We start from the raw sequence: 25,293 nt of genomic DNA on the forward strand, positions 1-25,293 counted from the left end.
TGATGCACTCCATTCGTTTAGCTGACTTAGCCGAACATTTGGGTGCAGAACTGCACGGAGATGGCGATATCGCCATCTCCGGCGTCGCCTCAATGAGTTCTGCGAAAGAAGGGCAGATTACCTTTTTATCCAATTCGCGCTATCAGGAGCAGCTGTTAGAATGCCGCGCCAGTGCGGTGGTTATTACCGAAGAGAATCTACCGTTCTGTTCGCATTTAGCGGCACTGGTCGTCAAGAATCCATACCTGAGCTATGCCCGCATGGCCCAGCTGTTGGATACGACGCCAGCCCCCGCTAAAGATATCGCGCCTTCAGCGGTAATTGATAAAAGCGCCAGGCTTGGCGAGAACGTTTCTATCGGTGCTAATGCGGTGATTGAATCGGGCGTAGAGCTGGGCGATAACGCAGTGATTGGTGCCGGATGCTTTATTGGTAAAAACACACGCATTGGTGCAGGCACTCGCCTGTGGGCCAACGTGACGGTTTACCATGAAGTTGTCATTGGCGCAGACTGTCTGGTTCAGTCCGGTACGGTTATCGGTGCTGACGGCTTTGGTTATGCCAACGAGCGCGGCCAGTGGGTGAAAATCCCGCAGCTGGGCACCGTCAGAATCGGCGACCGCGTAGAAATCGGCGCCTGTACGACGATTGACCGCGGCGCGCTGGACGACACGCAGATCGGCGACGGCGTTATTATCGATAACCAGTGCCAGATTGCGCACAACGTCATAATTGGTGACAATACGGCAGTTGCCGGCGGCGTCATCATGGCGGGAAGTTTGAAGATTGGCCGCTATTGCCAAATTGGCGGCGCCAGCGTTATCAACGGCCATATGGAAATCTGTGATAAGGCCGTTGTGACGGGGATGGGTATGGTTATGCGTCCCATCACTGAACCGGGCATTTACTCTTCAGGCATTCCGCTTCAGTCCAACAAAGAGTGGAGAAAGACCGCTGCTCTGGTGCTGAATATTAATGACATGAGCAAGCGTCTGAAAGCCGTTGAGCGTAAGGTTGATGGGAAATAGGCCAGTTCCTGAATGCGCAGAGGGTAAAACGCCTAGCGCATAAAGGTATTTGTAAAATAAACAATTATTGAGCCATCAATTTTATTTTTTATTTGCGGCCTGCCGATCGGATGAAAAGCAGGCCGCGTTGTTGATACTATCAGTTTAGTTTAAGAAGACAGGAAGAGTATTTTGACTACTGACAATCGTACTCTGGATATCGAAGAGATTCTGAGTTTATTACCCCACCGCTACCCGTTTCTGTTGGTCGACCGCGTGCTGGATTTCGACAAAGGTAAGTTTCTGAAGGCGGTGAAAAACGTCTCAGTCAATGAACCTTTCTTTCAGGGCCACTTCCCCGGCAAGCCGATTTTTCCCGGCGTGCTGATTCTGGAAGCTATGGCGCAGGCTACCGGCATTCTGGCGTTTAAGAGCCTGGGCCGCTTGGAACCTGGCGAGCTCTACTACTTCGCTGCCGTTGACAACGCGCGCTTTAAGCGCCCGGTGCTGCCAGGGGACCAGCTGATCCTTGAAGTTGAATTTATTAAAGAGCGTCGTGGCGTAGCGCGTTTCCGCGGTGTCGCCAAGGTTGACGGCGAAATCGCCTGTGAAGCCGACATGATGTGTGCACGACGCCGGGAGGCTTAATACCGTGATTGATAACACCGCCTTTATTCACCCGAGTGCTATTGTTGAAGAGGGTGCCGTCATCGGCGCTGGAGCCCATATTGGCCCCTTCTGCTGGGTAGGCGCTGACGTTGAAATCGGGCCGAGAACCGTTCTTAAGTCGCACGTCGTGGTTAACGGCGTGACGAAAATCGGTGCTGACAACCAAATCTACCAGTTTGCTTCTATTGGTGAGGTGAATCAGGATCTGAAGTACGCCGGAGAACCTACTCGCGTCGAAATTGGCGATCGCAACCGGATCCGCGAAAGCGTGACGATTCACCGGGGCACGGTTCAGGGCGGCGGTGTGACTCGTGTCGGTAACGACAACCTGCTGATGATTAATGCGCACATTGCGCACGACTGCCAGATTGGCAATCGCTGCATTTTCGCTAACAACGCGACCCTTGCTGGGCACGTTGAGGTGGACGATTTCGCCATTATCGGCGGGATGACGGCAGTGCACCAGTTCTGCATTATTGGCGCTCACGTAATGGTTGGCGGCTGTTCTGGCGTCGCTCAGGACGTGCCTCCTTACCTGATTGCGCAGGGCAACCATGCAACGCCGTTTGGCGTCAATCTTGAAGGGCTTAAGCGTCGCGGTTTTGACAAGCCAGCCCTACAGGCAATACGTCAGGCCTATAAGCTGATTTATCGCAGCGGCAAAACGCTGGATGAAGCCAAGCCTGAAATTGAAGCGCTGGCAAAAGAGCAGCCAGCAGTTCAGCTGTTTGTCGACTTCTTTGAACGCTCCACTCGCGGCATTATTCGCTAAGAGATGTCAAACCGTCCTCTGACTATTGGTCTGGTCGCCGGAGAGACCTCCGGCGACATTCTGGGCGCCGGGCTTATCCGCGCGCTGAAAGCCAGAATGCCCGATGCGCGCTTTGTCGGCGTTGCAGGCCCTCTGATGCAGGCCGAAGGATGCGAAGCCTGGTTTGAAATGGAAGAGCTGGCGGTCATGGGCGTGGTGGAAGTGCTGGAACGCCTGCCCAGACTGTTAAAGATCCGCAAGACGCTGGTTCAGCGCTTTAGCGAGCTGAAGCCAGACGTGTTTGTCGGCATCGACGCGCCGGACTTTAACATCACTCTCGAAGGCAAGCTCAAGCAAAGCGGTATTAAAACTATTCACTACGTCAGCCCCTCCGTATGGGCCTGGCGGCAGAATCGCGTATTCAAAATTGGGCGCTCCACGGATCTCGTGCTGGCGTTTCTCCCTTTTGAAAAAGCCTTCTACGATCGCTTCAACGTTCCCTGTCGCTTTATTGGCCACACGATGGCCGACGCTATGCCCTTAGAAGCTGAAGTTGCTGCGGCTCGGGAGCGGCTGGGGATTGCATCCGATGTCCACTGTCTGGCTTTGCTGCCGGGCAGTCGGCATGCGGAAGTAGAGATGCTGAGCGCGGACTTTTTACAGACCGCCCGCCTGTTGCGGGAACGCTACCCCGATCTTGAAGTTTTAGTCCCGCTGGTGAACGCTAAGCGTCGCCAACAGTTTGAACACATTAAGGCCAACGTAGCGCCGGATCTGTCGATTCGTCTATTGGACGGTCAGGCGCGCGACGCTATGGTCGCTAGCGATGCCGCGCTTCTTGCATCGGGAACGGCGGCGCTGGAGTGCATGCTCGCCAAGTGCCCGATGGTGGTAGGCTACCGCATGAAACCCTTTACCTTCTGGCTGGCTAAACGACTGATTAAAACCCCCTACGTGTCGCTGCCCAACCTGCTGGCCGGGCGCGAGCTGGTTAAGGAACTGCTACAAGAAGAGTGCACGCCGCCGAAGCTTTATGAAGCACTGATGCCGCTGTTAGATAAACAAAATGAGAATGTAAAAGCGCTTCGGGAAACCTTCACTGAGCTTCACCAGAGCATCCGTCGCGATGCAGACAGGCAGGCTGCCGAGGCTGTGCTTGAGTTAGCCGGAAAAGGGCAGGCAGAGGTAGCATAATGGCAAAAAATACGGTTTTCCCACCTTTTATATATCCTCAGGCCTCGCTTATTGCGGGCGTTGATGAAGTAGGGCGCGGGCCGCTGGTCGGCGCGGTAGTGACCGCTGCGGTGATATTAGATCCGGCTCGGCCTATCGTTGGTCTAGCGGACTCCAAGGCGCTGAGTGAGAAAAAGCGCCTGGCGCTAAACGAAGAAATTAGAGAGAAGGCGCTGTGCTGGTGCCTGGGGCGCGCGGAGCCTGAAGAAATCGATCGCCTGAATATTCTGCACGCCACCATGCTTGCCATGCAGCGTGCGGTGGCCGGGCTTTCTATTCAGCCTGAGTGGGTGCTGATTGACGGCAACCGCTGCCCAACGCTTCCTATGAAGTCTCAGGCCGTCGTCAAGGGCGATGGTCGAGTGGCGGAGATCAGTGCCGCTTCCATTATTGCTAAAGTCGCGCGGGACGCTGAAATGGACGAGCTGGACAGCCTGTTTCCTGAATACGGCTTCGCCCAGCACAAGGGATATCCCACCGCGCTGCATTTAGAAAAGCTGGCGCAATACGGCGCCACTGAACACCATCGTAAAAGCTTTGCGCCAGTCAGACGGGCGCTGGGTCTGTCCTAGGGCTTCGGCCTGTAGGCTTTTTTCTTCTGGGTAACGAACGTCATTAGATAGCGGGTAGTAAAAATGGCCGAACCTCGTTTTGTTCATCTTCGAATCCACAGCGACTATTCCATGATTGATGGGCTCGCCAAGGTGGGCCCGTTGGTGAAAAAGGTCGGCTCTTTAGGCATGCCGGCGATGGCGATTACCGACTTTACCAACCTGTGTGGGCTGGTGAAGTTCTACGGCTCGGCACACGGGGCGGGAATCAAGCCTATTATCGGCGCCGATTTTCGCATGCAGGGTGGGCTGGCGGGGGACGAGCTGGCAGAGCTGACGGTGCTGGCCTCCAATAATACCGGCTACCAGAATCTAACATTATTGATTTCACGCGCCTATCAGCGCGGCTACGTACAGGGCGGCCCGGTTATCGACCGCGACTGGCTGGTTGAGCATAAAGAAGGGTTAATACTGCTTTCCGGCGCGCGGTTTGGCGACGTCGGTCAGTCCCTAATACGCGGCAACCAGCAGCAGGTTGATGAATGCGTCGCCTTTTATCGTGAACATTTTCCCGAACGCTACTACCTTGAGCTGGTAAGAACCGGGCGAGAGGAGGAAGAACCCTACCTTCACGCCGCCGTTGAGCTGGCAGCCAAAGAGGGGCTACCGGTTGTTGCCACAAACGACGTTAAGTTTATTGCCCGCTCTGACTTTGATGCACATGAAATCCGCGTGGCGATCCACGACGGATTTACGCTAGACGATCCAAAGCGCCCGAAAAAGTACAGCGATCAACAGTACCTGCGCAGCGAAGAGGAAATGTGCGAGCTGTTTTCCGACATTCCTGAAGCGCTGATGAACAGCGTTGAAATCGCCAAGCGCTGCAACGTGACTATCCGCCTGGGCGAGTACTTCCTGCCGCAGTTCCCTACCGGTGAAATGACCACCGAAGACTTTCTGGTTAAGTGCGCCAAAGAGGGGCTGGAAAAGCGGCTGGCGTTTTTATATCCCGATGAGGACGTGCGAGCCAAGCGGCGCGGTGAGTACGACGAACGCCTGGAGGTTGAGCTTAACGTTATCAACCAGATGGGCTTCCCCGGCTACTTCCTGATCGTGATGGAGTTTATCCAGTGGTCCAAGGACAACGACGTGCCGGTCGGCCCGGGGCGAGGCTCCGGCGCGGGCTCGCTGGTGGCCTATTCCCTCGGCATTACCGATTTGGACCCGCTGGAGTTCGACCTGCTGTTCGAACGTTTCCTGAACCCTGAGCGGGTCTCCATGCCTGACTTCGACGTCGACTTCTGTATGGAAAAGCGCGACCGGGTGATTGAACACGTTTCTGAAATGTACGGTCGGGACGCGGTCTCGCAAATTATTACCTTCGGCACCATGGCGGCGAAGGCGGTTATCCGCGACGTGGGCCGCGTGCTGGGCCACCCGTACGGCTTCGTCGACCGCATTTCCAAGCTGGTGCCGCCCGATCCGGGTATGACGCTGGAAAAAGCGTTTGCTGCCGAGCCGCAGCTGCCTGAGCTGTACGAGTCTGACGAAGAGGTGAAGGCGCTGATCGACATGGCGCGCCAGCTTGAAGGGGTCACTCGTAACGCCGGTAAGCACGCCGGGGGCGTGGTGATTTCCCCCACCAAGATAACCGACTTCGCGCCGCTGTACTGCGATCCTGAAGGGCAGTTCCCGGTCACTCAGTTCGATAAAAACGACGTAGAGTACGCCGGGCTGGTGAAGTTTGACTTCCTTGGCCTGCGCACCCTGACTATTATCGACTGGGCGCTGGAGATGATCAACGCTCGCCGCGCTAAGAGCGGCCAAGAGCCACTGGACATCGCGGCCATCCCGCTTGACGACCAGAAGAGCTTTGACGTTTTACAGCGTTCGGAAACCACCGCGGTATTCCAGCTTGAATCCCGCGGCATGAAAGACCTGATTAAGCGCCTGAAGCCTGACTGCTTCGAAGACATGATCGCTCTGGTGGCGCTATTCCGTCCGGGGCCGCTCCAGTCAGGCATGGTGGACAACTTTATCGACCGTAAGCACGGGCGTGAGGAGATTTCCTACCCGGATATCCAGTGGCAGCACGAGTCGCTGAAGCCCGTTTTGGAGCCCACCTACGGCATCATCCTGTATCAAGAACAGGTTATGCAGATTGCTCAGGTGCTGGCTGGCTACACTCTGGGCGGTGCGGACATGCTGCGCCGCGCAATGGGTAAGAAAAAGCCGGAGGAGATGGCCAAACAGCGCTCGGTGTTTGAAGAGGGCTCAATTAATAACGGCGTCGACGGCGAGCTGTCGATGAAGATCTTTGACCTGGTGGAAAAGTTCGCCGGGTACGGTTTTAACAAGTCACACTCCGCCGCCTATGCGCTGGTGTCTTATCAAACTCTATGGCTGAAAACCCACTATCCCGCCGAGTTTATGGCGGCGGTAATGACTGCCGATATGGACAACACCGAGAAGGTAGTAGGGCTGGTGGATGAATGCCTGCGCATGGGGCTGAAAGTGCTTCCGCCGGATATTAACAGCGGCCTGTACCATTTCCACGTTAACGACGACGGTGAGATTGTTTACGGCATTGGCGCTATTAAAGGCGTTGGTGAAGGACCCATTGAGGCCATTATTGAGGCACGCAATCAGGGCGGCTATTTCAAAGAGCTGTTTGACCTGTGCGCCCGCTCCGACATGAAGCGCCTCAACAAGCGGGTGCTTGAAAAGCTGATTATGGCAGGAGCCTTCGACCGCCTTGGCCCACACCGCGCCGCGCTTATGCATTCACTGACCGAAGCGATGAAGGCGGCGGATCAGCACGCCAAAGCGGAAGCGCTGGGGCAGGCAGACATGTTCGGCGTGCTGGCGGAAGAGCCTGAGCACGTTGAAAAGGCCTACGCCAACGTAGCGCCGTGGCCTGAACAGGTGATTCTGGACGGCGAGCGTGAAACGCTGGGGCTATACTTAACTGGCCACCCGATTACCCAGTACCTGAGGGAGCTCGAGCGCTACACCGGCGGTGTGCGCCTGAAAGACATGCACCCAACGGAACGGGGCAAGATGACCATGGCTGCCGGGTTGTCCATTGGCGCCAGAGTGATGACCACCAAGCGGGGTAACAGAATTGGCATCTGTACGCTCGATGATCGTTCCGGTCGCCTTGAAGTCATGTTATTCTCTGAGGCACTTGAAAAATACCAGCACCTGCTGGAGAAAGACCGCGTCCTGATTGCAACCGGACAGGTCAGCTTTGATGATTTTAGCGGCGGGCTTAAAATGATGGTCCGCGAATTGATGGACATCAGTGAAGCGCGGGAAAAGTATGCCCGCGGCCTTGCCATTTCGTTAACGGACGGGCAAATTGATGACCAGCTGTTAAACCGTCTTCGCGAATCGTTGGAACCGCATCGATCGGGGACGATTCCAGTCCATCTGTATTATCAGAGAGAAGACGCAAGGGCGAGACTGCGCTTTGGCGCCGCGTGGCGCGTGACGCCGAGCGAAAGCCTGCTTATCGACCTGCGGAAGCTGCTTGGTAACGCCCAGGTTGAATTGGAATTTGAATAAAATAGGAATGCTATGAGCCTGAATTTTCTGGATTTTGAACAACCGATTGCCGAGCTGGAAGCGAAAATCGACTCGCTGAAGTCAATCGGTCTTCAAGACGAAAAGCTGGATATTAACCTTGATGAAGAGGTTAAGCGTCTGCGCGAAAAGAGCCTTGAGCTGACCCAAAAGATCTTCTCGGAACTGGGTGCCTGGCAGATTGCCCAACTGGCACGCCACCCGCGTCGCCCTTATACGCTGGACTATATCAGCCACATCTTTACTGACTTCGACGAGCTGGCCGGGGATCGCGCCTATGCTGACGATAAGGCTATCGTTGGGGGCATCGCCCGTTTGGATGGTCGCCCGGTGATGATTATTGGTCATCAAAAGGGCCGCGAAACGAAAGAGAAAATTCGCCGCAACTTCGGCATGCCCGCGCCGGAAGGCTACCGTAAGGCGCTGCGCTTAATGGAAATGGCCGAGCGCTTTAACCTGCCGATTATTACCTTTATCGACACGCCGGGCGCCTATCCGGGCGTTGGTGCGGAAGAGCGCGGCCAGTCCGAAGCCATCGCTCGCAACCTGCGGGAAATGTCTCGCCTGAGCGTACCGGTTGTTTGCACCGTGATCGGCGAAGGCGGCTCCGGCGGCGCGCTGGCCATTGGCGTTGGCGACAAGGTCAACATGCTGCAGTACAGCACCTACTCTGTTATCTCTCCGGAAGGCTGCGCCTCTATCCTGTGGAAGAGCGCCGACAAGGCTCCTTTGGCGGCTGAAGCCATGGGCATTATCGCGCCGCGCCTAAAAGAGCTGAAACTGATCGACACCGTGATCCAAGAGCCTCTGGGCGGCGCACACCGCAATCCAGAAGAGATGGCGGCGAGCCTGAAAGCGCAGCTTATTGCCGATTTGGACGACTTGGCACCGCTGGATAAAGACATGCTGCTTGACCGTCGCTACCAGCGTTTGATGAGCTACGGCTACTGCTGATTTTTTAAGCTGGTTTAGTTTTTATAAAACTGCCCTTGGACTTTTCCGGGGCAGTTTTTTATTGCCTGAATTTTGGTAAGCCCCTTTTCTCTTATCCCACTTCTTTCGTATTCCGAGTGTTTCAAAAGGTCGTTGTAATTTGTTATGTTATATTATAACATAAATAAGTTGATAATAGTTATTATTAACATCGAATCATAAGCGCCCGCGTGAGAACGAGCGCTAACTTTTGGCATAGAAAAGGAGATACAGAACGATGAAACTGCGTTTGTTCACAGCGGTATGCGGAGTGGCGTTTTTGAACGCCCCTGCGCTGGCACATGAGCTTTGGATTAATGTCGCTAGCGTTCCAGCAGGGCAGCCGATCGTCGTTGACGTCGGCTACGGTGATCACTTCCCCGAGCCTGAAGCGATTGCCGCTGACCGACTGGCGATCTTCTCTCCCGCCAGGCTGGTGGGCTCAGCAGGGGAGGTAGCCCTTGAACAGAAGGGGGAAAACTACCGTTACGAAAGCACAAAGCCTGCTGCTGAGGGCAGCTATTTGGGGATTGCTTCGTATAACCCTACCTACTGGTCGAAAAATAAAGACGGCTGGAAGCAGCAGTCCCGTAAAGAGATGACCGACGCCTCCTACTGCCAGCTGGCATCGATGTACGGCAAAACGGTGATGAACGTCGGCAGCGGAAGTGACTTAACGCTAATTAGTCGCCCTCAGGGAATTCCGTTGGAGATCGTGCCCCTAGCCAATCCGGCGTTGCTAAAGAGCGGGCAGAGCTTCCCGGTTGAGCTGCGCTATCAGGGCAAGCCGCTGGTTAACCATAAGGTCAGTGCCAGCTACGCCGGTTATGAAGATCCGAAACACAGCCATAAGCACGGTGACCATCGCCATCTGGAAGCCGCATTTAGCGCAAAAACCGATAATAGCGGTCAGCTGAATGTACCGATTAACCGTGATGGATACTGGGTTATTTTTGCCGATAAAGTTACGCCGATTGCCGATAAAAGCCTGTGCGATGAAGAAAAGGTAAAAACCACGTTTACCTTTAATGTAGGGAAATAAGCGCTAAAGCGGTGATGCTTTATGCAGTAGGCGGCCGAATGCGGCCGCTCTTTCTTACAGCGGGTCGATCTGGTGAGGGAAGGTTCCCTGCCGATAGGCTTCCCAAAGAAAGGCCATCGACCAGCTTTCCCTTTCCTCTTCTCCTAGTGCCATGCTTTTGGCGACCAGTTCCATGTCGTCAGACACTCTTGCCGCGGCGTCAGCGTCTTGAACGGCGCGATAGGCGCCTTTGAACGCCAGTTCCCGAAGCCTGTCGATAAGTCTATTTATCTCTTCGTGAAAGCGTTTCTGTTCCAGACGATGGTACTCTGCCATCCAGCGATCGTCGAAGTCGGCTTCGTCCCTTGCATCGAGCTCGCTGTATAAATCAATGTGTTGTAGAAAATCGAAGAAGGTTGGGGAAGATATTTGTGATTCTACTTCTGTCAGGCGGAGTATTGCCGTATTCATATGAAGGCCCCGCAGTTGGCTTATTTGAAATGAAAAAATAGCGGCAGTTGCCCGCCGCTATTTAGCTCAAGACTTTCCCTTCGGCAGCTCAAGCGGAATCGATTCAAATAGGAATCGGTCAAAAGTCGGCTGTTCGTTGTACTCCAGCTGTTTAGTGACTCGAAGCTTGATGTTCTCCAGGTGCTGCCACATGCTTTGGCGCGCGGCGATAGGGTCTTTGCGCTGAAGGGCGGCAACAATCTCTTCGTGCTCAGCAAAACCCTTGCGGCTGTACTCTTCCTGATCGGACTCTTTTGTCAGCGTTTGCCAAAGGGGATCGCGATTGCGGACGTCCCAAATGTAGCGGACGATTTCCGCCAGCATGGCGTTTTGCGTCGAGGCGGCAATGGCGCAGTGGAACTGGGCATCCAGAGACTGGTCTGGTGGAGAGTCCAGCAGCTTCTTTTCCTGCTCAAGAATTTCATACAGCTTGGCAAGATCGCTTTTCACTATCTGAGTGGCGGCGAAGGCGGTGATGCTGGTTTCGATAAGCTGCCGAGCCTGCAGCAGCTCGAACGGACCGGCCTTGCCGTCGAGAAAGGAATTAATGACGGTTTCGTTTTTTAATACGTACACGCCGGAGCTTTTTCGGATATCGATAAAGCCTTCGGCCTCCAATAAAATCATCGCTTCACGAATAACGGCGCGGCCAACGCCAAATGTTTCAGAAAGCGTTCTTTCAGTAGGTAATTTATCACCGACTTTATAAACGCCGTCTGATAGCTGTTGTTTTATTGCTGTTGCAATTTCTTTATATAAACGTTTATCAGTCATGTGTTTTAATCCTTTGATTTGCTCAATTATCAGCACATTCCGTTAGAACGTCAAGCAAAGCGGCACTCAGACGGCAGCTGGCGTAGCGTGGTGTCATGAGAGGGAGTTTCTGAGGGGAATCTACGGAAAGATAAGAGTAGTTTTTCATGAAGCAATGCTAAGCGTAATAGATAGGTGGATATATTCTATTTCTAATTTAAAGGTAATTAGTCACTGTTATTATATTTCTAGTTTTTATTATGTTGCGGCTTGCTTTATTAAATGCGTTTAAATGAGAGTGGTTATATTTTCAAATAGAGTAATGGATTTGGTGCAAGTTTTACGAATGGCTCAGGTGCAGTCTGATGGAACGCATTACGCTCCGGCCTCAGGGCCGGAGCTCTGATTCGCTATGCTCTACCGCCGTTTGCTACCGCGTCAATCAGCGCCTGCACCTGCCTCTGCTTGCTGGCGGAGAAGTTACACACCCGGCGAAGCGACGTCATCAGCTCCGGCTCTGGCCGCTTGGCCGTTAGTACGATACAGCCTTTCATCACCCGCACGTTCACCTTGGTACCGGTGTCAAAACCGGCGACGGTCAGCCACTGGCCTTTTAATTGAAGGGCGGGGATCGGCTCATAGGTTGGGTAACGATTCACATAACCTACGGTATATCGATGAAAATTTTCCGGGGAGACTTCTGATTCGGGGATTTCTACAATACAATCATTTTTAGCCATGGTGACTACTCCTGTTAGTTGTTGTGGTTAGCGCTGTGGGCGTGTTGCACCACGTCCACAGCGTGAATAATAACCCTATAAAAATATCCAGTTGGAAGGGAAAAGTCCAAATGAAAATGGATGAAAGTTTGGGTGGGGGAGTGTGAGGTTGGTTCCAGAATTGTGCTGAGTTAATAAGCGATTTTTTTAAGATAAAATAAGGCTGAAAAGTGACTCACCAAGAGATGAATCATGTGAATTCGAATGCTGCCAACGTATTAAAACTCTACCAAAAGAGGATCTTCCGGAGTTTAGCAAGATTAATTTCACTTTGGTAACCCTAATAGGGAGCTTTGAGAACAGACGTGATATACGTTGCATGTGTCAAATGGGGTCTGGCTAAGGTTAATGTTAATGTGTTAATCAGCGGTGGAGCTGATATAGATACGCTGGGAGAGCTTGGCAGTATTTCTTTGCATGAGGCGATTTCTCATATAATACAGAGCAAGTTTATATTTCCGTTTTTTGATTGAACAATTCAAAAAGAACTGCGAATGAGAATGTTGGCTATTAGTATAGCTAGATGCTACCAATGCTTTGGATATTTCGACTGTAAATTTTTTATTGACTAACTATCTAAAATTAGATAGTTAAGTGGGTCTGTGTTCACTACTCATAAGCGAATGAATACTGCACCATCCACTATATTGAGGATTTGTATATAAATGGAAAAACCGAAATTATTTATTTCTTATAGTTGGTCTAATCCAGCCCATGAACAATGGGTGATTGATTTGGCTAATGAACTAACAGAGTCTGGTGTTTATGTCTTTCTTGATAAGTGGGATCTTAAAGAAGGTCATGACTCGGTTGCCTTTATGGAAAAGATGGTTACAGATCCCCAGATTGCTAAAGTAGCTATCATATGTGACGAAATTTATGCATCAAAGGCAGATGGACGAGAGGGGGGAGTTGGTACTGAAACACAAATTATCTCACGTGAAGTTTATGAAAATCAGGAACAAGAAAAATTTGTGGCGATTATCTCTGGACGAGATTCACAAGGGAAAGCATACTTACCGACTTATTATAAATCACGAATATATATTGATTTAAGTGAGCCTGATACTTATGCTGAAAATTTTGAGAAACTATTGCGTTGGATATATGATAAACCTTTATATATTAGGCCTGAGATAGGAAAGCGGCCTTCTTTTTTAGATGAGCCAGATGGTATATCTCTGGGAACAACTTCATTATACAAGAGGGCCATGTCGGCTATCAAAGATAATAAACCATTTACTTCTGGTGCTCTAGATGAATATCTTTCTACCTTTATTAGTAGCTTTGAAAAATTTAGAATTACCGAAAAAGAAGGTGATTTTGATGATCAACTAATTGATAATATAGAGAAATTTATTCCGTATAGAAACGAAGTAATTTCTATATCTATCGCTCTCGCACAATATGCACCAACAGTAGAAAATGTCCTCAAAATACATCGCTTCTTTGAAGTCTTGATTCCATTTATGAATAGACCCGAGAATGTTACTAGTTGGAGTGAATGGGATTTTGATAATTTTAAATTTATTATTCATGAGCTTTTCTTGTATGTAGTTGCTGTTTTTATAAAATATGAGAGATTTTCAGAAATTAACGTACTCTTGACACAGCAATACTATGTAGGCGGGATCTCTGACTATGGAAAAGATACAATGGTAGGATATGAGGTTTTCCGAGATTATTTACGTTCCTTAGAACATAGGAACAAACGGTTGGATCTAAGACGTTTATCTGTTCATGCGGATCTACTAGAACAAAGAAGTAAAAGCTCTGGCATAGAATTTCGTTATTTAATGCAGGCTGATTTTATACTTTTTATGCGAGCTGAAATACAGAAAATTGATATGTATACACATTGGTTTCCAGACACCCTGCTGTACATAGGTCGTTTTCACAGTGCATTTGAAATTTTTGCAAGATCTTCATCAAAATCATATTTTGAAAAAGTGAAGTGTATTCTAGGAATCGATAAACCATCAGACCTTAATGAGTTGATGAATGTTTATAAAATAGATCGTCAAAGACTACCAAGGTGGGGATTTCAGTCATTTAGCCCTACTATATTACTTGGCTTTGAGCAACTAGCTACAAGGGCATGATACTGTTGGACTATTTTTTATCGCGCTCCATATTATCGTAGAGCGCGGTGTAATATCTGCTTTTAAGTCTTTAAATATCTTCTCATAAAATATCAAAAAACCGTGATCTAGTGAGTTATTGGAAAATATATGACTTATTTTTTATTGACGATTTTTTATCAAACCCTTGGGTAGTAGAAAGTGACTTCTCATATAAGTCACAAGTAACCGCACATAGATATGTATGATACTTAAGTATATTAGAGGTGATATTAGTGTCTAAAATCTCTATTTTGTGTGCACTAGTTCTATAAATGGGATGAAAGTTACCTCCAGTGATAACACTGAACTTGTAATGTTCTAGGTTTCAGCTTTACATCTCAATCAATATATTTTATTGGCCTGATATATAGTATCTTTCTTTCATTAAATCGTTCAAAGATTTAACTTCTGCGATAAGGATTTTTTTGCAATATTTTTTCGGCTTTCCTATTGTAGGCACTCTTAATGATATACCATAAACCAGCTAAACATGTGTCTAAAAATGCAATTTTTATAACTGTTTGTCAAAATATCGTATCCATTATGTCTCCTTAAGTAAAAGTAATAAAAATAGCGACCAACTGTATTTTTGGTCGCCACTAATTAATTTAGCCTCGTGCTTCTCGACTGTCTTCATCTTCAGGAACACGATAGCGCCAATATCTTTCAGGCTTAACCCAAACAACATTTTTACCACTATCTATCCTAAACTTAGTAATAATTTTGGTAGATAGCACTTGGTTACCATCTGCATTTTCCTTTAAATGCAACTCGTTTCCTGATCTAACGAGATAATCAACGACATCTTGCTGATATAAGCATCCGGTTATTTGTAGAGCACTTGTCATCCATGATGAGACATCGTTAATCGATAACATCTGTTTGTTTGGGGTTATAGCTTTGGGGTATAAGATTCTAATGATTCCTCTGGGAATATGCCCATATCTAGTTTTTTTCCAGCAAACCATTGGCATCTGTATGTACCAATAAAATCTTCGGTAACATGGTGCTCCATAACTTTTTCAATGGTCATGGCTGGACCGCCTGATTTTATGATTACTTGGTCACCAACGTTATAGATAGCTTTTCTTCCTCGAGGTGTTTTTGACATTGTACAATTCCTTATAGTAAACGGCGAAATGCCTTTAAGAGAGCTTGGGATAATAATTCTATATTCAAGCCTAATTTATTTGATATTCATCATAATTAGAGCGAATTCTTATGGCCAAGCCAGATTGTGAGGTAATCGAATTGTCTTCATTCTGCCTTTTTTGACTAAGTACACTAGTTAATACAGTATAGCTCGCATCTAGTTGAGCGATTTTATTGATGATGTTTGTGGGGATAATGGTACATGCAAGCTCACCATTCTTATCAATTGTTAAACAAGATATGGTGAGGTGAATGCTGGATCTAGAAAGAAAAGGAGGCTAACAGTGGTACATCTTAATCAACGGGAAATTGGTTACTTGTTCTCACGTGCTTGCATATTAGCTTGATGGCTCTCGTTTAATTCTTCCGCAGCTACAAGATCGCGTATTTCATATAGCTTGCTACTGACACTATGGATTCGGGATATGAAGCTATCCAGAAATTCATTGGTTACCTCAAAATACTTCCCTTTTTCATCGACCCTGCGATGCAGAATTTGTCCCCGTGTTTCGCTAGTTATGGGATATGTATGTACGAAGTCTGAACGCTCAGTATTTAGTATCTCAAAAAGATTCGCAGCATCCATACCCGTTTTATAAATAGTACGGTTGGATGATTTTACCTTTCTTATGCTGGCACGAAAGGTATCTAGGATTTCACCTCCCATTTTTCCTTGAAGTGTAGTCTGGTCGATTGTTTTATCCAAGAGCGAAGAGATTTCGGTCATGAAACTTGCTATTGACCCGAACCCATAAACAGCGATTCCGAGTCTGTAGAGGTAAAGGTCATCATCGGGTAAAGCTAGACGAGTTTGTTGTTTAATCCGAGTTATTTCTTTTGGGTTCATTTTGAATACCTGCATTTTAGTAAAAGTATTTTGTTGAGGTTTTGTTTAGTATAAGCAGAGGCAGGAAATTACCAGTGCGACTTATTTCCCACTTTGAATATACCGTAATGATGATACTGCCTTCATCAGCAGTTATTCCTGAGTCCTCCACTTCCCCCCAATCAATCCCCCCAATCAATCCCCTCAACACTCTCTCTAACTCCCCCGACTGAGAAAACTCCACACACCTATAAATCACCATATTCGTCGTTCTCAAGTCCCCACCGCTCTGGCGCAGGGGCTTATAAAACTCCCCAGTCTTAGCCTCAATAAACGCATTCAGGGCGTTATTTTTCTCGGCGTTGAAACCCAGCCCCATATCAATGTCGATAAAGCCCATGGTGCCGTCCGTTAGCGGCAGCTTTTTGAAGTCCACGCCCATCTTTTCATAGTTGTTGGTTATACAACGGGCGAGGGAATAGATTTTGTATTCTTTGAGCAAAGTCTCGGGCGTTTGTTTCCAAGGATCGTCGTTGGCGGAGGCGCTGTTCGCCAACGTTAGCAGCAGACCCAGTAACAAAAAAGCTCTCTTTCCCATCACACTACTCCTCATCACACCACCCCCCATCACACCATCCTCCCACCAATAAAAAAACGGCCCCATAAAGGAGCCGCTCGGTTGCCGTTGACTGACTAGCCGGTAATTCCCTGACTGCGCAGGTAGTCTTCGTAGTTGCCGGTAAAGTCGTTGACCTTCTCTGGCGTGATTTCGATGATGCGGGTTGCCAGCGAGCTAACGAACTCTCGGTCGTGGGAGACGAAAATCAGCGTGCCTTTATACAGCTCTAGCGCCATGTTCAGCGACTCGATTGACTCCATATCCAAGTGGTTGGTGGGTTCGTCCATCACTAGAACGTTGGGTTTGGTCATCATCAGCTTGCCGAACAGCATGCGTCCCTTTTCGCCGCCGGAGAGCACGGTCACCGACTTCTTGATGTCGTCCTGCGAGAACAGCAGGCGGCCGAGCACGCTGCGTACGGACTGCTCGTCGTCGCTTGGCTGCATCCACAGGCTCATCCAGTCAAACACCGTCATGTCGATTTCAAAATCGGTGGCGTGGTCCTGCGCGTAGTAGCCGATGCTGGCGTTTTCAGACCACTTCAGGCGGCCTGAATCCGGCGTCAGCTCGCCCAGCAGGGTTTTCAGCAGGGTGGTTTTACCCACGCCGTTAGTACCCAGCACCGCGACCTTTTCGCCCACTTCCAGCATCAGGTTCAGGTTTTTAAACAGCGGCGCGTTGCCGTCATAGCCTTTAGACAGGTTCTCCACTTCCAGCGCGTTTCTAAACAGCTTCTTGTCCTGCTCGAAGCGGATAAATGGGTTCTGGCGGCTGGAGGCCTTCACTTCTTCCAGCTGGATCTTATCAATCTGGCGGGCGCGAGAGGTGGCCTGACGAGACTTGGAGGCGTTGGCGCTAAAGCGGCTAACGAACGACTGAAGTTCGTTGATCTGCGCTTTCTTCTTGGCGTTGTCCGCCAGCAGGCGCTCGCGAGCCTGTGTAGACGCCGTCATATAGTCGTCGTAGTTGCCCGGGTAAACGCGCAGCTCGCCGTAGTCCAGATCCGCCATGTGCGTACACACCATGTTCAGGAAGTGACGGTCGTGCGAGATGATGATCATGGTGCTGTTGCGTTCGTTCAGCGTCTGCTCCAGCCAGCGAATGGTGTCGATGTCCAGATTGTTGGTCGGTTCGTCGAGCAGCAGAATGTCCGGATCGGCAAACAGCGCCTGCGCCAGCAGCACACGCAGCTTCCAGCCGGGGGCGACTTCGCTCATCGGGCCGTAGTGCTGCTCAACGGGAATGCCGACGCCCAACAGCAGTTCACCGGCGCGGGATTCGGCGCTGTAGCCGTCCATCTCGCCGTATTGAACTTCAAGATCGGCCACTTTCAGCCCGTCGTCTTCGCTCATGTCCGGCAGGGCGTAGATGCGGTCGCGCTCTTCCTTCACCGCCCACAGCTCTTGGTGGCCCATAATGACCGTGTCGATAACGCTGTACTGCTCAAAAGCAAACTGGTCCTGCTTTAGCTTGCCCAGACGCTCGTTCGGGTCGAGGAACACGTTGCCCGCGCTGGGGATAAGATCGCCACCGAGGATTTTCATAAAGGTGGACTTGCCGCTGCCGTTGGCGCCGATAAGGCCGTAGCGGTTGCCGCCGCCAAACTTGACGGAGATGTTTTCAAACAGCGGCTTGGCGCCGAACTGCATCGTAATGTTATTGCTGATTAACAAGGCAAATACTCACTGGGGTTAGAAAAACGAGAAAAACGTGATATTACGCACATTATGCCACAGTTTGATGCAGATAGGCACGTTCAGAAGGGAGTTAGAAAAAGTTAGCGCAGCAAAAGAGCGGGTCTCTCGCTGCGCCAAACGCGTAGGTGATTAACGAATCAGGCTATGATTCACTTTTTATCAGACTAGCGCGCGCCTTCAACGGCCTCTTTTGCCATTTGAGTAATGGCGGCAAAGTCGCCTTTAGCGATAACGTCTGTCGGTACGAACCAAGAGCCGCCGACGCACAGCACGTTCTTCAGGCTCAGGTAGTCGCGGTAGTTTTTAAGGCTGATGCCGCCGGTTGGGCAGAACTTGGCGTCAGGCATTGGGCCAGCAAAGGCTTTGAGCGCCGCCACGCCACCGTTGATTTCAGCAGGGAAGAACTTGAAGCACTTAAGCCCGGCTTCTGCACCGGTCATCAGCTCGCCGATGGTGGCGATGCCGGGGATCACCGGAACCGTGCCCTCGACCGCCGCCTTCAGCAGCGCAGGCGTCAGCCCCGGGGTAATGATGAACTCAACGCCCAGCTCAGACACTTTCTTAAACTGCTCTACCGTCGTGACCGTACCCGCGCCTACCACGGCCTCAGGGACTTCCGCCATGATTTTCTTGATGGCGTCGATAGCGCAGGCCGTGCGCAGAGTCACTTCCAGCGTCTTAACGCCGCCGGCGACTAGCGCCTTGGCTAACGGCACAGCGTCCTTGATGTCGTTAATGACAATAACCGGTACAACCGGCCCGATGGACAGAATCTCTTCTGCAGTTTTTTTCCAGGTTTTCATAGTGACATCCACTTGTTGCTAATTAATGATTCGGTTATTACCCGAGCCTCAGAAGCGAGGCTCGGGGGTAGGTCTTTTACAGAAATGCGTTGATTGCCAGGCAGCCCAGCAGGCCGCAGATGGAGATAATGGTTTCCAGCACAGACCAAGACTTCAGGGTTTCAACCACTGTCAGGTTGAAGTACTCCTTGATCATCCAGAAGCCGGGGTCGTTAACGTGTGAGAAGAACACGCTGCCAGAGCCTACCGCCAGCACCATCAGCTCAGGGCTAACTCCCGTAGCCTGAATCAGCGGGAACACGATACCGCCGGTGGTCAGCGCCGTTACCGTTGCAGAGCCCAGCGCTAAGCGCAGGATCACCGCGATGATCCACGCTAGCAGGATTGGCGAGAAGGAGAACGCGTGCATCTGGCTGGCGATGTAGTCTTTCACGCCGCTGTCGATAAGCACCTGCTTAAACGCGCCGCCTGCGCCGATGATCAGCAGCATCATGGCGATAAGCTTGGCGGAAGACTCGATGCTTGAGGTGATTTCAGCCACGGTTTTACCGCGCTTGTAGCCAAAGGTGTACAGGGCAACGATGGCAGCAATCAGCGTCGCGATAACCGGGTCGCCGAAGAACTCAGCGTACGGCAGCACGGCGTGGCCTTTAGCCAGTGACATTTCCAGCACGGCGCGCAGCGCCATCAGGATAACCGGGATCAGCGCAGTAAAGACGCTGACGCCAAAGCCCGGCATTTCATCTTCGCTGAACTCGCGGTTAGCGAAGCCCATGTGGATTTCCGGGTTCATTCGGCGAATATAAGGCATGCGCGCGAACAGGATCCCCGACACGACGATGGCCGGAATAGCGATGATCACGCCGTAAATCAGCGTTCTGCCCATGTCGGCGTTAAAGATGTTAGCGATGGCTGTTGGGCCCGGGTGAGGCGGCAGGAAGCAGTGAGTGACGGAGATAGCCGCCGCCATCGGAATACCGACGAACAGCAGGGAAATCCGCAGTCTCAGCGCCAGCGTGATCACCAGAGGCATCAGAAGAATAATGCCGACTTCAAAGAACAGCGCGAAGCCGACGATAAAGCCCGTGGCGGCTACGGCGACCTGAATGTTTTTCTCGCCGAATTTATCGACCAGCGTCATCGCGATGCGCTGCGCGCCGCCGCTGTCGCCCAGAAGCTTACCCAGCATGGCGCCAAAGCCCATGATAAGCGCCAGGTTGCTTAGAGTGCCGCCCACACCGTGTTTGATTGAGTTCAGCGCGTTAAGAACAGGCATTCCCTGAATCAGGCCAACGAACAGGGCAACTAAAATTAGCGCAACGAAGCAGTGAACCTTAAGCCGTAGCATTAAAAACAGTAATAGGGCGACGCCTAGGGCAACATATAATAAGGGCATGAGTCTTCTCCCTGAAAAATTTTATTGTTAGTGAATACCCGCGTTTTTTTATTAACGCGTGGCATTCTTTTTATTTCCGCTAGACTTCGGCCGCCGACGAGCGGCGGCCGAAGTCTATCGGGTAGAGTAAGTCGGTCAAAGATGCGTTAGCGGCCCATCCAGCCGCCGTCCACGACAATCGCGTGGCCGCTGATGTAGTCAGAAGCCTTCGATGCCAGGAATACCGCCGCGCCGCCGAGATCTTCTGGATTGCCCCAGCGACCTGCTGGAATACGCTCCATAATCTGGCGATTGCGAACTTCGTCGTTCATCAGCGCGGTGTTCATTTCGGTAGCGATATATCCCGGCGCGATGCAGTTAACGTTGACGCCCTTAGACGCCCATTCGTTAGACAGGGACTTGGAAAAGCCCATCACCGCAGACTTAGCCGCTGTATAGGCAGGAATAGTAAATCCGCCCTGGAAGGCCAGCAGCGAGGCGATATTGATGATTTTGCCGTAGCCGTTTTCGATCATGTGGCGACCGAAGGCCTGGCACATAAAGAAGACCGCGTTCAGGTTGATGTCCAGCACCAGATCCCAGTCTGCCTTGGGGAATTCTGCGGAAGGGTGGCGACGCTGGATGCCAGCGTTATTGACCAGAATATCGATTTTCTTATATTTCCCCAAAATGGTGTTAACCAGCTGGTCGTATTTCTCAAACTCGGCCAGGTTGAAAATAAAGGTCTCGCAGTTGACGCCGTAGGCCATAATGTCTTTTTCCGTCTGTTCGTTGCGATCGACGTCGACAATAATAATGTTAGCTCCGGCGTTTGCTAGGCTTTCAGCGAATGATTTACCCAGACCGCGAGAGCCGCCAGTGACGATAGCGTTTTTCCCTGAGAGGTCGAAAACGTTGTTCTTCATTACAAAATCCTCTTGTTTCATTATTGATTATTAACGGTCGAGATTAAGAAAACTGGTACATCACCTTGATGACGTTGCCGCCGTTCAGGCAGATATCGAATCCTTCTTTGGCCTGTTCCGGCGCATAAACGGTGATTAAACGCTCGTAAGGGAAGCCCGCCTGAATCAGCTTGATGGCGGTTTCGAAGTCGCGCTTAACGTAGACTCGGGTGCCGACGATGGTCAGCTCTTTGAACTCGATATCCAGCAGCGCCATTTCCGCAGGCTTTTTGTAGGAGCCGACGATTTCGATGGTGCCCTGAACGCGAACCAGCTTGGTGAGCACTGCCGCAACGGACGGGTGAGCGGCGCAGTCGAAGACCACGTCAGCGCCGGTGCCGCCGGTCAGCTCAAGCACTTTGTCCACCACGTTGGTGTCCGCCGGGTTGATGGCGATAAAGCCGGCCTCTTTGGCAAGGCCAAGGCGGAACGGGTTGGTTTCAACAATAATTACCTGCTTGGCGCCGCAGGTGGCCGCTACGCTTGCGACGCAAAAGCCGATAGTGCCGGCGCCGAAGACGACGACGCTGTCCCCGGCCTGCATTTTGGCGCGGCTAACGGCGTGAACGCCGACGGCCAGCGGCTCAACGAAGGCGCCGATAGTCATTGGCATGTTGTCCGGTAGGACGTGAACCACATCCGCAGGCACTTTGACGTACTCCGCCATGCCGCCGTCGGTATCGATGCCGTACAGCTTAAGGCTGGCGCAGACGTGGCTGTTGCCGCTTTCGCAGGCGTAGCAGTGGCCGCAGGAGATCAGCGGGCGAACGGTGACTTTTGTGCCTTTGGCGAAGTGGCCGTTGCCTTCTTCAATTACGCCGGAAAACTCATGGCCGGGCACCAGAGGCGCTTTAGCGCGAGGGTGAGCGCCCACGTAAATATTCAGGTCGGAGCCGCAGATACCCGCGTAGTGGACTTTAATTAATACTTCGTTGGCTTTAATTTCCGGCACTGGGACATTGTCCAGCGAGACGTTGTTACTGCCGTGGTAAACGATGGCTTTCATGGGTTCTCCTTAATAGGACTTATTTTCGGTTTTTCGTCTTTTAGGGCGTAGGAAGCCCGACTGCGCTTTATTTAGCAGCCCGTATTTATTGAAAAGACGATGCGTTTTACTTAATTAATTGGCTTAATTAACCTGATATAAATTCTCTTTTCCCGAGAGAGCTCGGACAATTTCTTCCGCTGCCATAATCAGCGTTTTATCCGCCGCTTCCTTGGTAAACGCCCCGGTATGCGGCGTCATGATGACGTTGTCCAGCGTAAAGAAGCGTTCGTCTAAGAAGGGTTCAGAGACAAAAGCGTCCAGCCCGGCGCCGCCGAGTTCATTATTTTTTAATGCCTCGAACAGGTCATCGTCATTAATAAGTTCACCGCGCGCGGTATTAATAATAAAAGCGCCTTTTTTCATTTTGGCGATGCTGTCGCGGTTAATCATGTGGTGGGTATCTTTATTTGCCGGCAGGTGAAGGGAAATAAAGTCCGCCTCGCGATAAATATCGTCTAATGATGTGGTGTATTCCACGCCGTGATTGTCAATCAGCTCCTGAGACGGATACAGATCGTAGGCCAGAACGCGCATGCCAAAAGAGCGACAGCGAACAGCCAGGTTGCGGCCGATAGCGCCAGTGCCAAGAATGCCGATAGTTTTGCCGTACAGCTCAATGCCGGAGACGCGCTGCCAGGACTTTTCTCTGACGCTTTTGTCCATCAGGTGGATCTTTCTCGACAGCCCAGTAATAAAAGAGAACGCCAACTCGCAGACCGACAGGCTGTTGGCGCCTGGGGTAATAGTGACCCGAATATTGTTTTCCTTCGCCGTGGTTAAGTCGACTTTGTCATAGCCGACGCCGTTTCTGGCGATGATTTTCAGCGTGGGGGACGCCGCTTCGATGACTTCCGCGCTGATCTCGTCCAGCCCCGCCAGCATGGCGCTAACGCCTTTTACCATTGGCACCAGCTCCGCGGCCTTCATGGGCTTTTGCGGTGTTATCATTTTTAGTTCGTATCCCGCGTCTGTCAGTATTTTCTGTGCCGGCTGGCAGGTAGAAAATGCGCGTGATGTAGTCAGTACAACAGCCATAGTTAAAAAGCTCCTTTAAATAGAATGGTATTTCTCACGCTGGAAGTCGGCGATGTCTTTGAACTGTTCCTGTAGGTTCCAGTAGGTCTTTAAGTAGATGTCGTAGAGCCTGTCGTAAGAGAATTTGTTGCTGCCGTTTGGCGAATAGGTTTTACGGATGCCGATAAGATCGCTGGCCTTGTCGATGCTGGAGAGCTCGCCTAGGGCGTAAAGGCCCATAATGGCTGCGCCGTAGGCTGCCCCTTCGTCAACGTCCGGCACGTGAATTTCGCGCCCGATGACGTCAGCCAGAATCTGTAGCCAGACGGGAGAGTGGGTGAAGCTGCCGCTAACGCGGATTTCCTCAACAGTGCCGGTCAGGTCTTCCAGCGATTCGAGCACGCTGCGCATGCGGTAGCAGATGCCTTCGAGGGTGGCGCGGATGATGTGGCGCTTGTCGTGATTGAGGGTCAGGCCGATCATGGTGCCGCGGGCGTTGGCGTTCCAGTAGGGCGCGCGCTCACCGGTAAAAAACGGCAGCACGATCAGGCCGTCAGAACCGGCAGACACCTTCTCCGCGTAGGAAGTCAGCAGGGTATAGGGGTTCAGCCCCAGCTTGTCCGCCACGCGCTGCTCGGTTTCGGCAAACTTGTCCCGCGCCCAGCGGAAGGAGACGCCGCCGTTATTGATTGCGCCGCCCAGCATCCAGCGGTCGTCGGTGACGTTATAGCACCAAGTGCGGCGCTTGGCGTCAGTGCGAGGCTCTTTGGAGGCCATGCGGATCGCGCCGCTGGTGCCGATGGTGATGTTGATCTGGCCGGGGCGGATAGCGCCCACGCCGATGTTGGCCATCATGCCGTCCCCTGCGCCGATAACCACAGGCACTGCGTGGGGAAGGCCAAGGCGAGCTGCGGCCGCGTCCGTCAGGTTTTCATAGTGGGTGGTGGAAACCACTTTCACCATGCGCTCTTCGCTGATGCCGAGCAGAGAAAGGATCTCTTTGTCCCACTCCAGAGTCTGAATGTTGTAACAGCCGCTGCCGCTGGCAATGGAGCGATCAACCACACGAACGCCGGTCAGGTGGTGGAAGACAAAGTCTTTGATGCTGCCAAACCAGGCGGACTTAGAGAACGCGTCAGGGTGGGTTTTCTTCAACCAGTAGATTTTCAGCAAAGAGTACATTGGGTGAATCGGGCAGCCTGTCCGGTGATAGAGCGCCTCTACGTCGATTTGCGCTTTCACTTCATCCAGATAAATTTGACCGCGAGAGTCGCCCCAGGTCATCAGCCGAGTGAGCGGAGAACCTTCTTCCGACAGGGCGATAAAGCTGTGCAGTACCGAGCTGATAGCCAAACCGCGCACGTTTTTCGCCTCGTCACCCAGCTGAGCAACGGTTCTTTTGATAACGGCTACCGTGGCAAGCAGGATGGAATTGGCATCCTGCTCGGCAACGCCAGTCTGATCGGTAAACAGAGGATACTCTTCGGTTGCGATAGCGTGAGCGTTTGACTGGCCGGATTGGTAGGCGACTGAACGCACCCCGGTAGTACCAATATCAATTCCTATTATGATTTTATTGCTCATATTGTATGAACTCTTTTTTGATTAACTCTAAATTGTCTTGCCAAAAATTTGAATTGATACTACCAAAGGGGATTTATAAAACTGTGTTTTGAGTCACATTATGAATCTTGAAAAATTATGTCCTTTAATATCAATTAGTTAAATTTTTGCTTTATCGATTCAGTCATGAGCGGATTAACGCTCTTCCCATAATTTTGAGAATTTATTGGGTTAAATTGGTAGGGACAATTTTAGGATTGTGTCAGGATAGGGTGAA

23 protein-coding genes are annotated in these 25,293 nt (G+C 51.1%); 9 read left to right on the forward strand and 14 right to left on the reverse strand.

Features of this window, described 5'->3' with window-relative positions:
- The first annotated feature begins 2 nt into the window (after positions 1-2).
- From lpxD to DQM29_RS03535, 8 genes are all read left to right on the forward strand, one after another.
- Positions 3-1,028, forward strand: coding sequence for a UDP-3-O-(3-hydroxymyristoyl)glucosamine N-acyltransferase (gene lpxD, locus DQM29_RS03500; RefSeq protein WP_111741974.1), 1,026 nt, complete (start codon positions 3-5; stop codon positions 1,026-1,028).
- A 171-nt stretch (positions 1,029-1,199) separates the two neighbouring features.
- A complete protein-coding gene (gene fabZ / locus DQM29_RS03505; protein WP_111739331.1) occupies positions 1,200-1,655 on the forward strand; it encodes a 3-hydroxyacyl-ACP dehydratase FabZ in 456 nt (151 codons plus the stop codon).
- 4 nt (positions 1,656-1,659) lie between these two features.
- Positions 1,660-2,448 (forward strand): acyl-ACP--UDP-N-acetylglucosamine O-acyltransferase, encoded by a 789-nt coding sequence (gene lpxA, locus DQM29_RS03510; RefSeq protein WP_111739332.1) that lies wholly within the window; start codon positions 1,660-1,662, stop codon positions 2,446-2,448.
- 3 nt (positions 2,449-2,451) lie between these two features.
- Positions 2,452-3,621 carry a lipid-A-disaccharide synthase gene (gene lpxB / locus DQM29_RS03515; protein ID WP_111739333.1) on the forward strand — a complete coding sequence of 390 codons (1,170 nt, stop codon included), beginning with the start codon at positions 2,452-2,454 and terminating at the stop codon, positions 3,619-3,621.
- A complete protein-coding gene (rnhB, locus tag DQM29_RS03520; RefSeq protein WP_111739334.1) occupies positions 3,621-4,232 on the forward strand; it encodes a ribonuclease HII in 612 nt (203 codons plus the stop codon). Before lpxB ends, rnhB begins: the two co-directional genes overlap by 1 nt.
- 63 nt (positions 4,233-4,295) lie before the next feature.
- Positions 4,296-7,778, forward strand: coding sequence for a DNA polymerase III subunit alpha (dnaE, locus tag DQM29_RS03525; protein WP_111739335.1), 3,483 nt, complete (start codon positions 4,296-4,298; stop codon positions 7,776-7,778).
- 12 nt (positions 7,779-7,790) lie between these two features.
- Positions 7,791-8,750: an acetyl-CoA carboxylase carboxyl transferase subunit alpha gene (accA, locus tag DQM29_RS03530; protein WP_111739336.1), complete on the forward strand. Its 960-nt coding sequence runs from the start codon at positions 7,791-7,793 to the stop codon at positions 8,748-8,750.
- A 256-nt stretch (positions 8,751-9,006) separates the two neighbouring features.
- Entirely contained in the window at positions 9,007-9,810 is an 804-nt protein-coding gene (locus tag DQM29_RS03535) for a DUF4198 domain-containing protein (protein WP_111739337.1), read from the forward strand.
- A 54-nt stretch (positions 9,811-9,864) separates the two neighbouring features.
- On the opposite strand, the gene DQM29_RS03540 is transcribed toward DQM29_RS03535, so the two are convergent.
- The 3 genes from DQM29_RS03540 to symE form a co-directional block, all read right to left on the reverse strand.
- Positions 9,865-10,260 carry a hypothetical protein gene (locus DQM29_RS03540; RefSeq protein WP_111739338.1) on the reverse strand — a complete coding sequence of 132 codons (396 nt, stop codon included), beginning with the start codon at positions 10,258-10,260 and terminating at the stop codon, positions 9,865-9,867.
- 66 nt (positions 10,261-10,326) lie between these two features.
- Positions 10,327-11,073, reverse strand: a complete 747-nt coding sequence (locus DQM29_RS03545; protein ID WP_111739339.1) for an FCD domain-containing protein — start codon at positions 11,071-11,073, stop codon at positions 10,327-10,329.
- A gap of 389 nt (positions 11,074-11,462) precedes the next feature.
- Positions 11,463-11,792, reverse strand: a complete 330-nt coding sequence (symE, locus tag DQM29_RS03550; RefSeq protein WP_111739340.1) for an endoribonuclease SymE — start codon at positions 11,790-11,792, stop codon at positions 11,463-11,465.
- A gap of 704 nt (positions 11,793-12,496) precedes the next feature.
- On the opposite strand from symE, the gene DQM29_RS03555 reads away from it, so the two are divergent.
- Complete coding sequence (locus DQM29_RS03555; RefSeq protein WP_111739341.1) at positions 12,497-13,933, forward strand: SEFIR domain-containing protein; 1,437 nt, start codon at positions 12,497-12,499, stop codon at positions 13,931-13,933.
- 629 nt (positions 13,934-14,562) lie between these two features.
- On the opposite strand, the gene DQM29_RS18360 is transcribed toward DQM29_RS03555, so the two are convergent.
- The 11 genes from DQM29_RS18360 to DQM29_RS03610 all read right to left on the reverse strand — a co-directional run bounded on the left by DQM29_RS18360 (position 14,563) and on the right by DQM29_RS03610 (position 25,037).
- Positions 14,563-14,928, reverse strand: a complete 366-nt coding sequence (locus DQM29_RS18360) for a DUF6953 family protein (RefSeq protein ID WP_422385816.1) — start codon at positions 14,926-14,928, stop codon at positions 14,563-14,565.
- Positions 14,847-15,065: a YodC family protein gene (locus DQM29_RS03565; RefSeq protein WP_111739343.1), complete on the reverse strand. Its 219-nt coding sequence runs from the start codon at positions 15,063-15,065 to the stop codon at positions 14,847-14,849. The genes DQM29_RS18360 and DQM29_RS03565 overlap by 82 nt, the downstream gene beginning before the upstream one ends.
- Before the next feature lie 354 nt (positions 15,066-15,419).
- Positions 15,420-15,953 (reverse strand): hypothetical protein, encoded by a 534-nt coding sequence (locus DQM29_RS03570; protein WP_111739344.1) that lies wholly within the window; start codon positions 15,951-15,953, stop codon positions 15,420-15,422.
- Positions 15,954-15,969: 16 nt separating this feature from the next.
- Positions 15,970-16,596 carry a hypothetical protein gene (locus DQM29_RS18260; RefSeq protein ID WP_197708842.1) on the reverse strand — a complete coding sequence of 209 codons (627 nt, stop codon included), beginning with the start codon at positions 16,594-16,596 and terminating at the stop codon, positions 15,970-15,972.
- A gap of 29 nt (positions 16,597-16,625) precedes the next feature.
- On the reverse strand, positions 16,626-18,224 hold the full coding sequence (locus DQM29_RS03580) for an ABC-F family ATPase (protein ID WP_111739345.1): 1,599 nt from the start codon (positions 18,222-18,224) through the stop codon (positions 16,626-16,628).
- 188 nt (positions 18,225-18,412) lie between these two features.
- Entirely contained in the window at positions 18,413-19,051 is a 639-nt protein-coding gene (locus DQM29_RS03585) for a bifunctional 4-hydroxy-2-oxoglutarate aldolase/2-dehydro-3-deoxy-phosphogluconate aldolase (RefSeq protein ID WP_111739346.1), read from the reverse strand.
- A gap of 76 nt (positions 19,052-19,127) precedes the next feature.
- A complete protein-coding gene (locus DQM29_RS03590; RefSeq protein WP_111739347.1) occupies positions 19,128-20,447 on the reverse strand; it encodes a gluconate:H+ symporter in 1,320 nt (439 codons plus the stop codon).
- A gap of 146 nt (positions 20,448-20,593) precedes the next feature.
- Entirely contained in the window at positions 20,594-21,352 is a 759-nt protein-coding gene (locus DQM29_RS03595) for a glucose 1-dehydrogenase (protein ID WP_111739348.1), read from the reverse strand.
- A gap of 43 nt (positions 21,353-21,395) precedes the next feature.
- Positions 21,396-22,397, reverse strand: a complete 1,002-nt coding sequence (locus tag DQM29_RS03600) for a zinc-dependent alcohol dehydrogenase (protein ID WP_111739349.1) — start codon at positions 22,395-22,397, stop codon at positions 21,396-21,398.
- Between the two features lie 123 nt (positions 22,398-22,520).
- Entirely contained in the window at positions 22,521-23,474 is a 954-nt protein-coding gene (locus tag DQM29_RS03605) for a phosphoglycerate dehydrogenase (protein WP_111739350.1), read from the reverse strand.
- A gap of 15 nt (positions 23,475-23,489) precedes the next feature.
- Positions 23,490-25,037 (reverse strand): gluconokinase, encoded by a 1,548-nt coding sequence (locus DQM29_RS03610; RefSeq protein WP_111739351.1) that lies wholly within the window; start codon positions 25,035-25,037, stop codon positions 23,490-23,492.
- Positions 25,038-25,293 lie beyond the last annotated feature (256 nt).

It is taken from the genome of Leminorella richardii, from assembly GCF_900478135.1.
GTDB lineage: Bacteria > Pseudomonadota > Gammaproteobacteria > Enterobacterales > Enterobacteriaceae > Leminorella > Leminorella richardii.

Bases quoted from the DNA above. Each gene is read 5' to 3' on its own strand.
- lpxD (WP_111741974.1), top strand. From the start codon at position 3: ATGCACTCCATTCGTTTAGCTGACTTAGCCGAACATTTGGGTGCAGAA.
- lpxB (WP_111739333.1), top strand. From the start codon at position 2,452: ATGTCAAACCGTCCTCTGACTATTGGTCTGGTCGCCGGAGAGACCTCC.
- rnhB (WP_111739334.1), top strand. From the start codon at position 3,621: ATGGCAAAAAATACGGTTTTCCCACCTTTTATATATCCTCAGGCCTCG.
- dnaE (WP_111739335.1), top strand. From the start codon at position 4,296: ATGGCCGAACCTCGTTTTGTTCATCTTCGAATCCACAGCGACTATTCC.
- accA (WP_111739336.1), top strand. From the start codon at position 7,791: ATGAGCCTGAATTTTCTGGATTTTGAACAACCGATTGCCGAGCTGGAA.
- DQM29_RS03535 (WP_111739337.1), top strand. From the start codon at position 9,007: ATGAAACTGCGTTTGTTCACAGCGGTATGCGGAGTGGCGTTTTTGAAC.
- DQM29_RS03540 (WP_111739338.1), bottom strand. From the start codon at position 10,260: ATGAATACGGCAATACTCCGCCTGACAGAAGTAGAATCACAAATATCT.
- DQM29_RS03545 (WP_111739339.1), bottom strand. From the start codon at position 11,073: ATGACTGATAAACGTTTATATAAAGAAATTGCAACAGCAATAAAACAA.
- symE (WP_111739340.1), bottom strand. From the start codon at position 11,792: ATGGCTAAAAATGATTGTATTGTAGAAATCCCCGAATCAGAAGTCTCC.
- DQM29_RS03555 (WP_111739341.1), top strand. From the start codon at position 12,497: ATGGAAAAACCGAAATTATTTATTTCTTATAGTTGGTCTAATCCAGCC.
- DQM29_RS18360 (WP_422385816.1), bottom strand. From the start codon at position 14,928: ATGCCAATGGTTTGCTGGAAAAAAACTAGATATGGGCATATTCCCAGA.
- DQM29_RS03565 (WP_111739343.1), bottom strand. From the start codon at position 15,065: ATGTCAAAAACACCTCGAGGAAGAAAAGCTATCTATAACGTTGGTGAC.
- DQM29_RS03570 (WP_111739344.1), bottom strand. From the start codon at position 15,953: ATGAACCCAAAAGAAATAACTCGGATTAAACAACAAACTCGTCTAGCT.
- DQM29_RS18260 (WP_197708842.1), bottom strand. From the start codon at position 16,596: ATGGGGCCGTTTTTTTATTGGTGGGAGGATGGTGTGATGGGGGGTGGT.
- DQM29_RS03585 (WP_111739346.1), bottom strand. From the start codon at position 19,051: ATGAAAACCTGGAAAAAAACTGCAGAAGAGATTCTGTCCATCGGGCCG.
- DQM29_RS03590 (WP_111739347.1), bottom strand. From the start codon at position 20,447: ATGCCCTTATTATATGTTGCCCTAGGCGTCGCCCTATTACTGTTTTTA.
- DQM29_RS03595 (WP_111739348.1), bottom strand. From the start codon at position 21,352: ATGAAGAACAACGTTTTCGACCTCTCAGGGAAAAACGCTATCGTCACT.
- DQM29_RS03600 (WP_111739349.1), bottom strand. From the start codon at position 22,397: ATGAAAGCCATCGTTTACCACGGCAGTAACAACGTCTCGCTGGACAAT.
- DQM29_RS03605 (WP_111739350.1), bottom strand. From the start codon at position 23,474: ATGGCTGTTGTACTGACTACATCACGCGCATTTTCTACCTGCCAGCCG.
- DQM29_RS03610 (WP_111739351.1), bottom strand. From the start codon at position 25,037: ATGAGCAATAAAATCATAATAGGAATTGATATTGGTACTACCGGGGTG.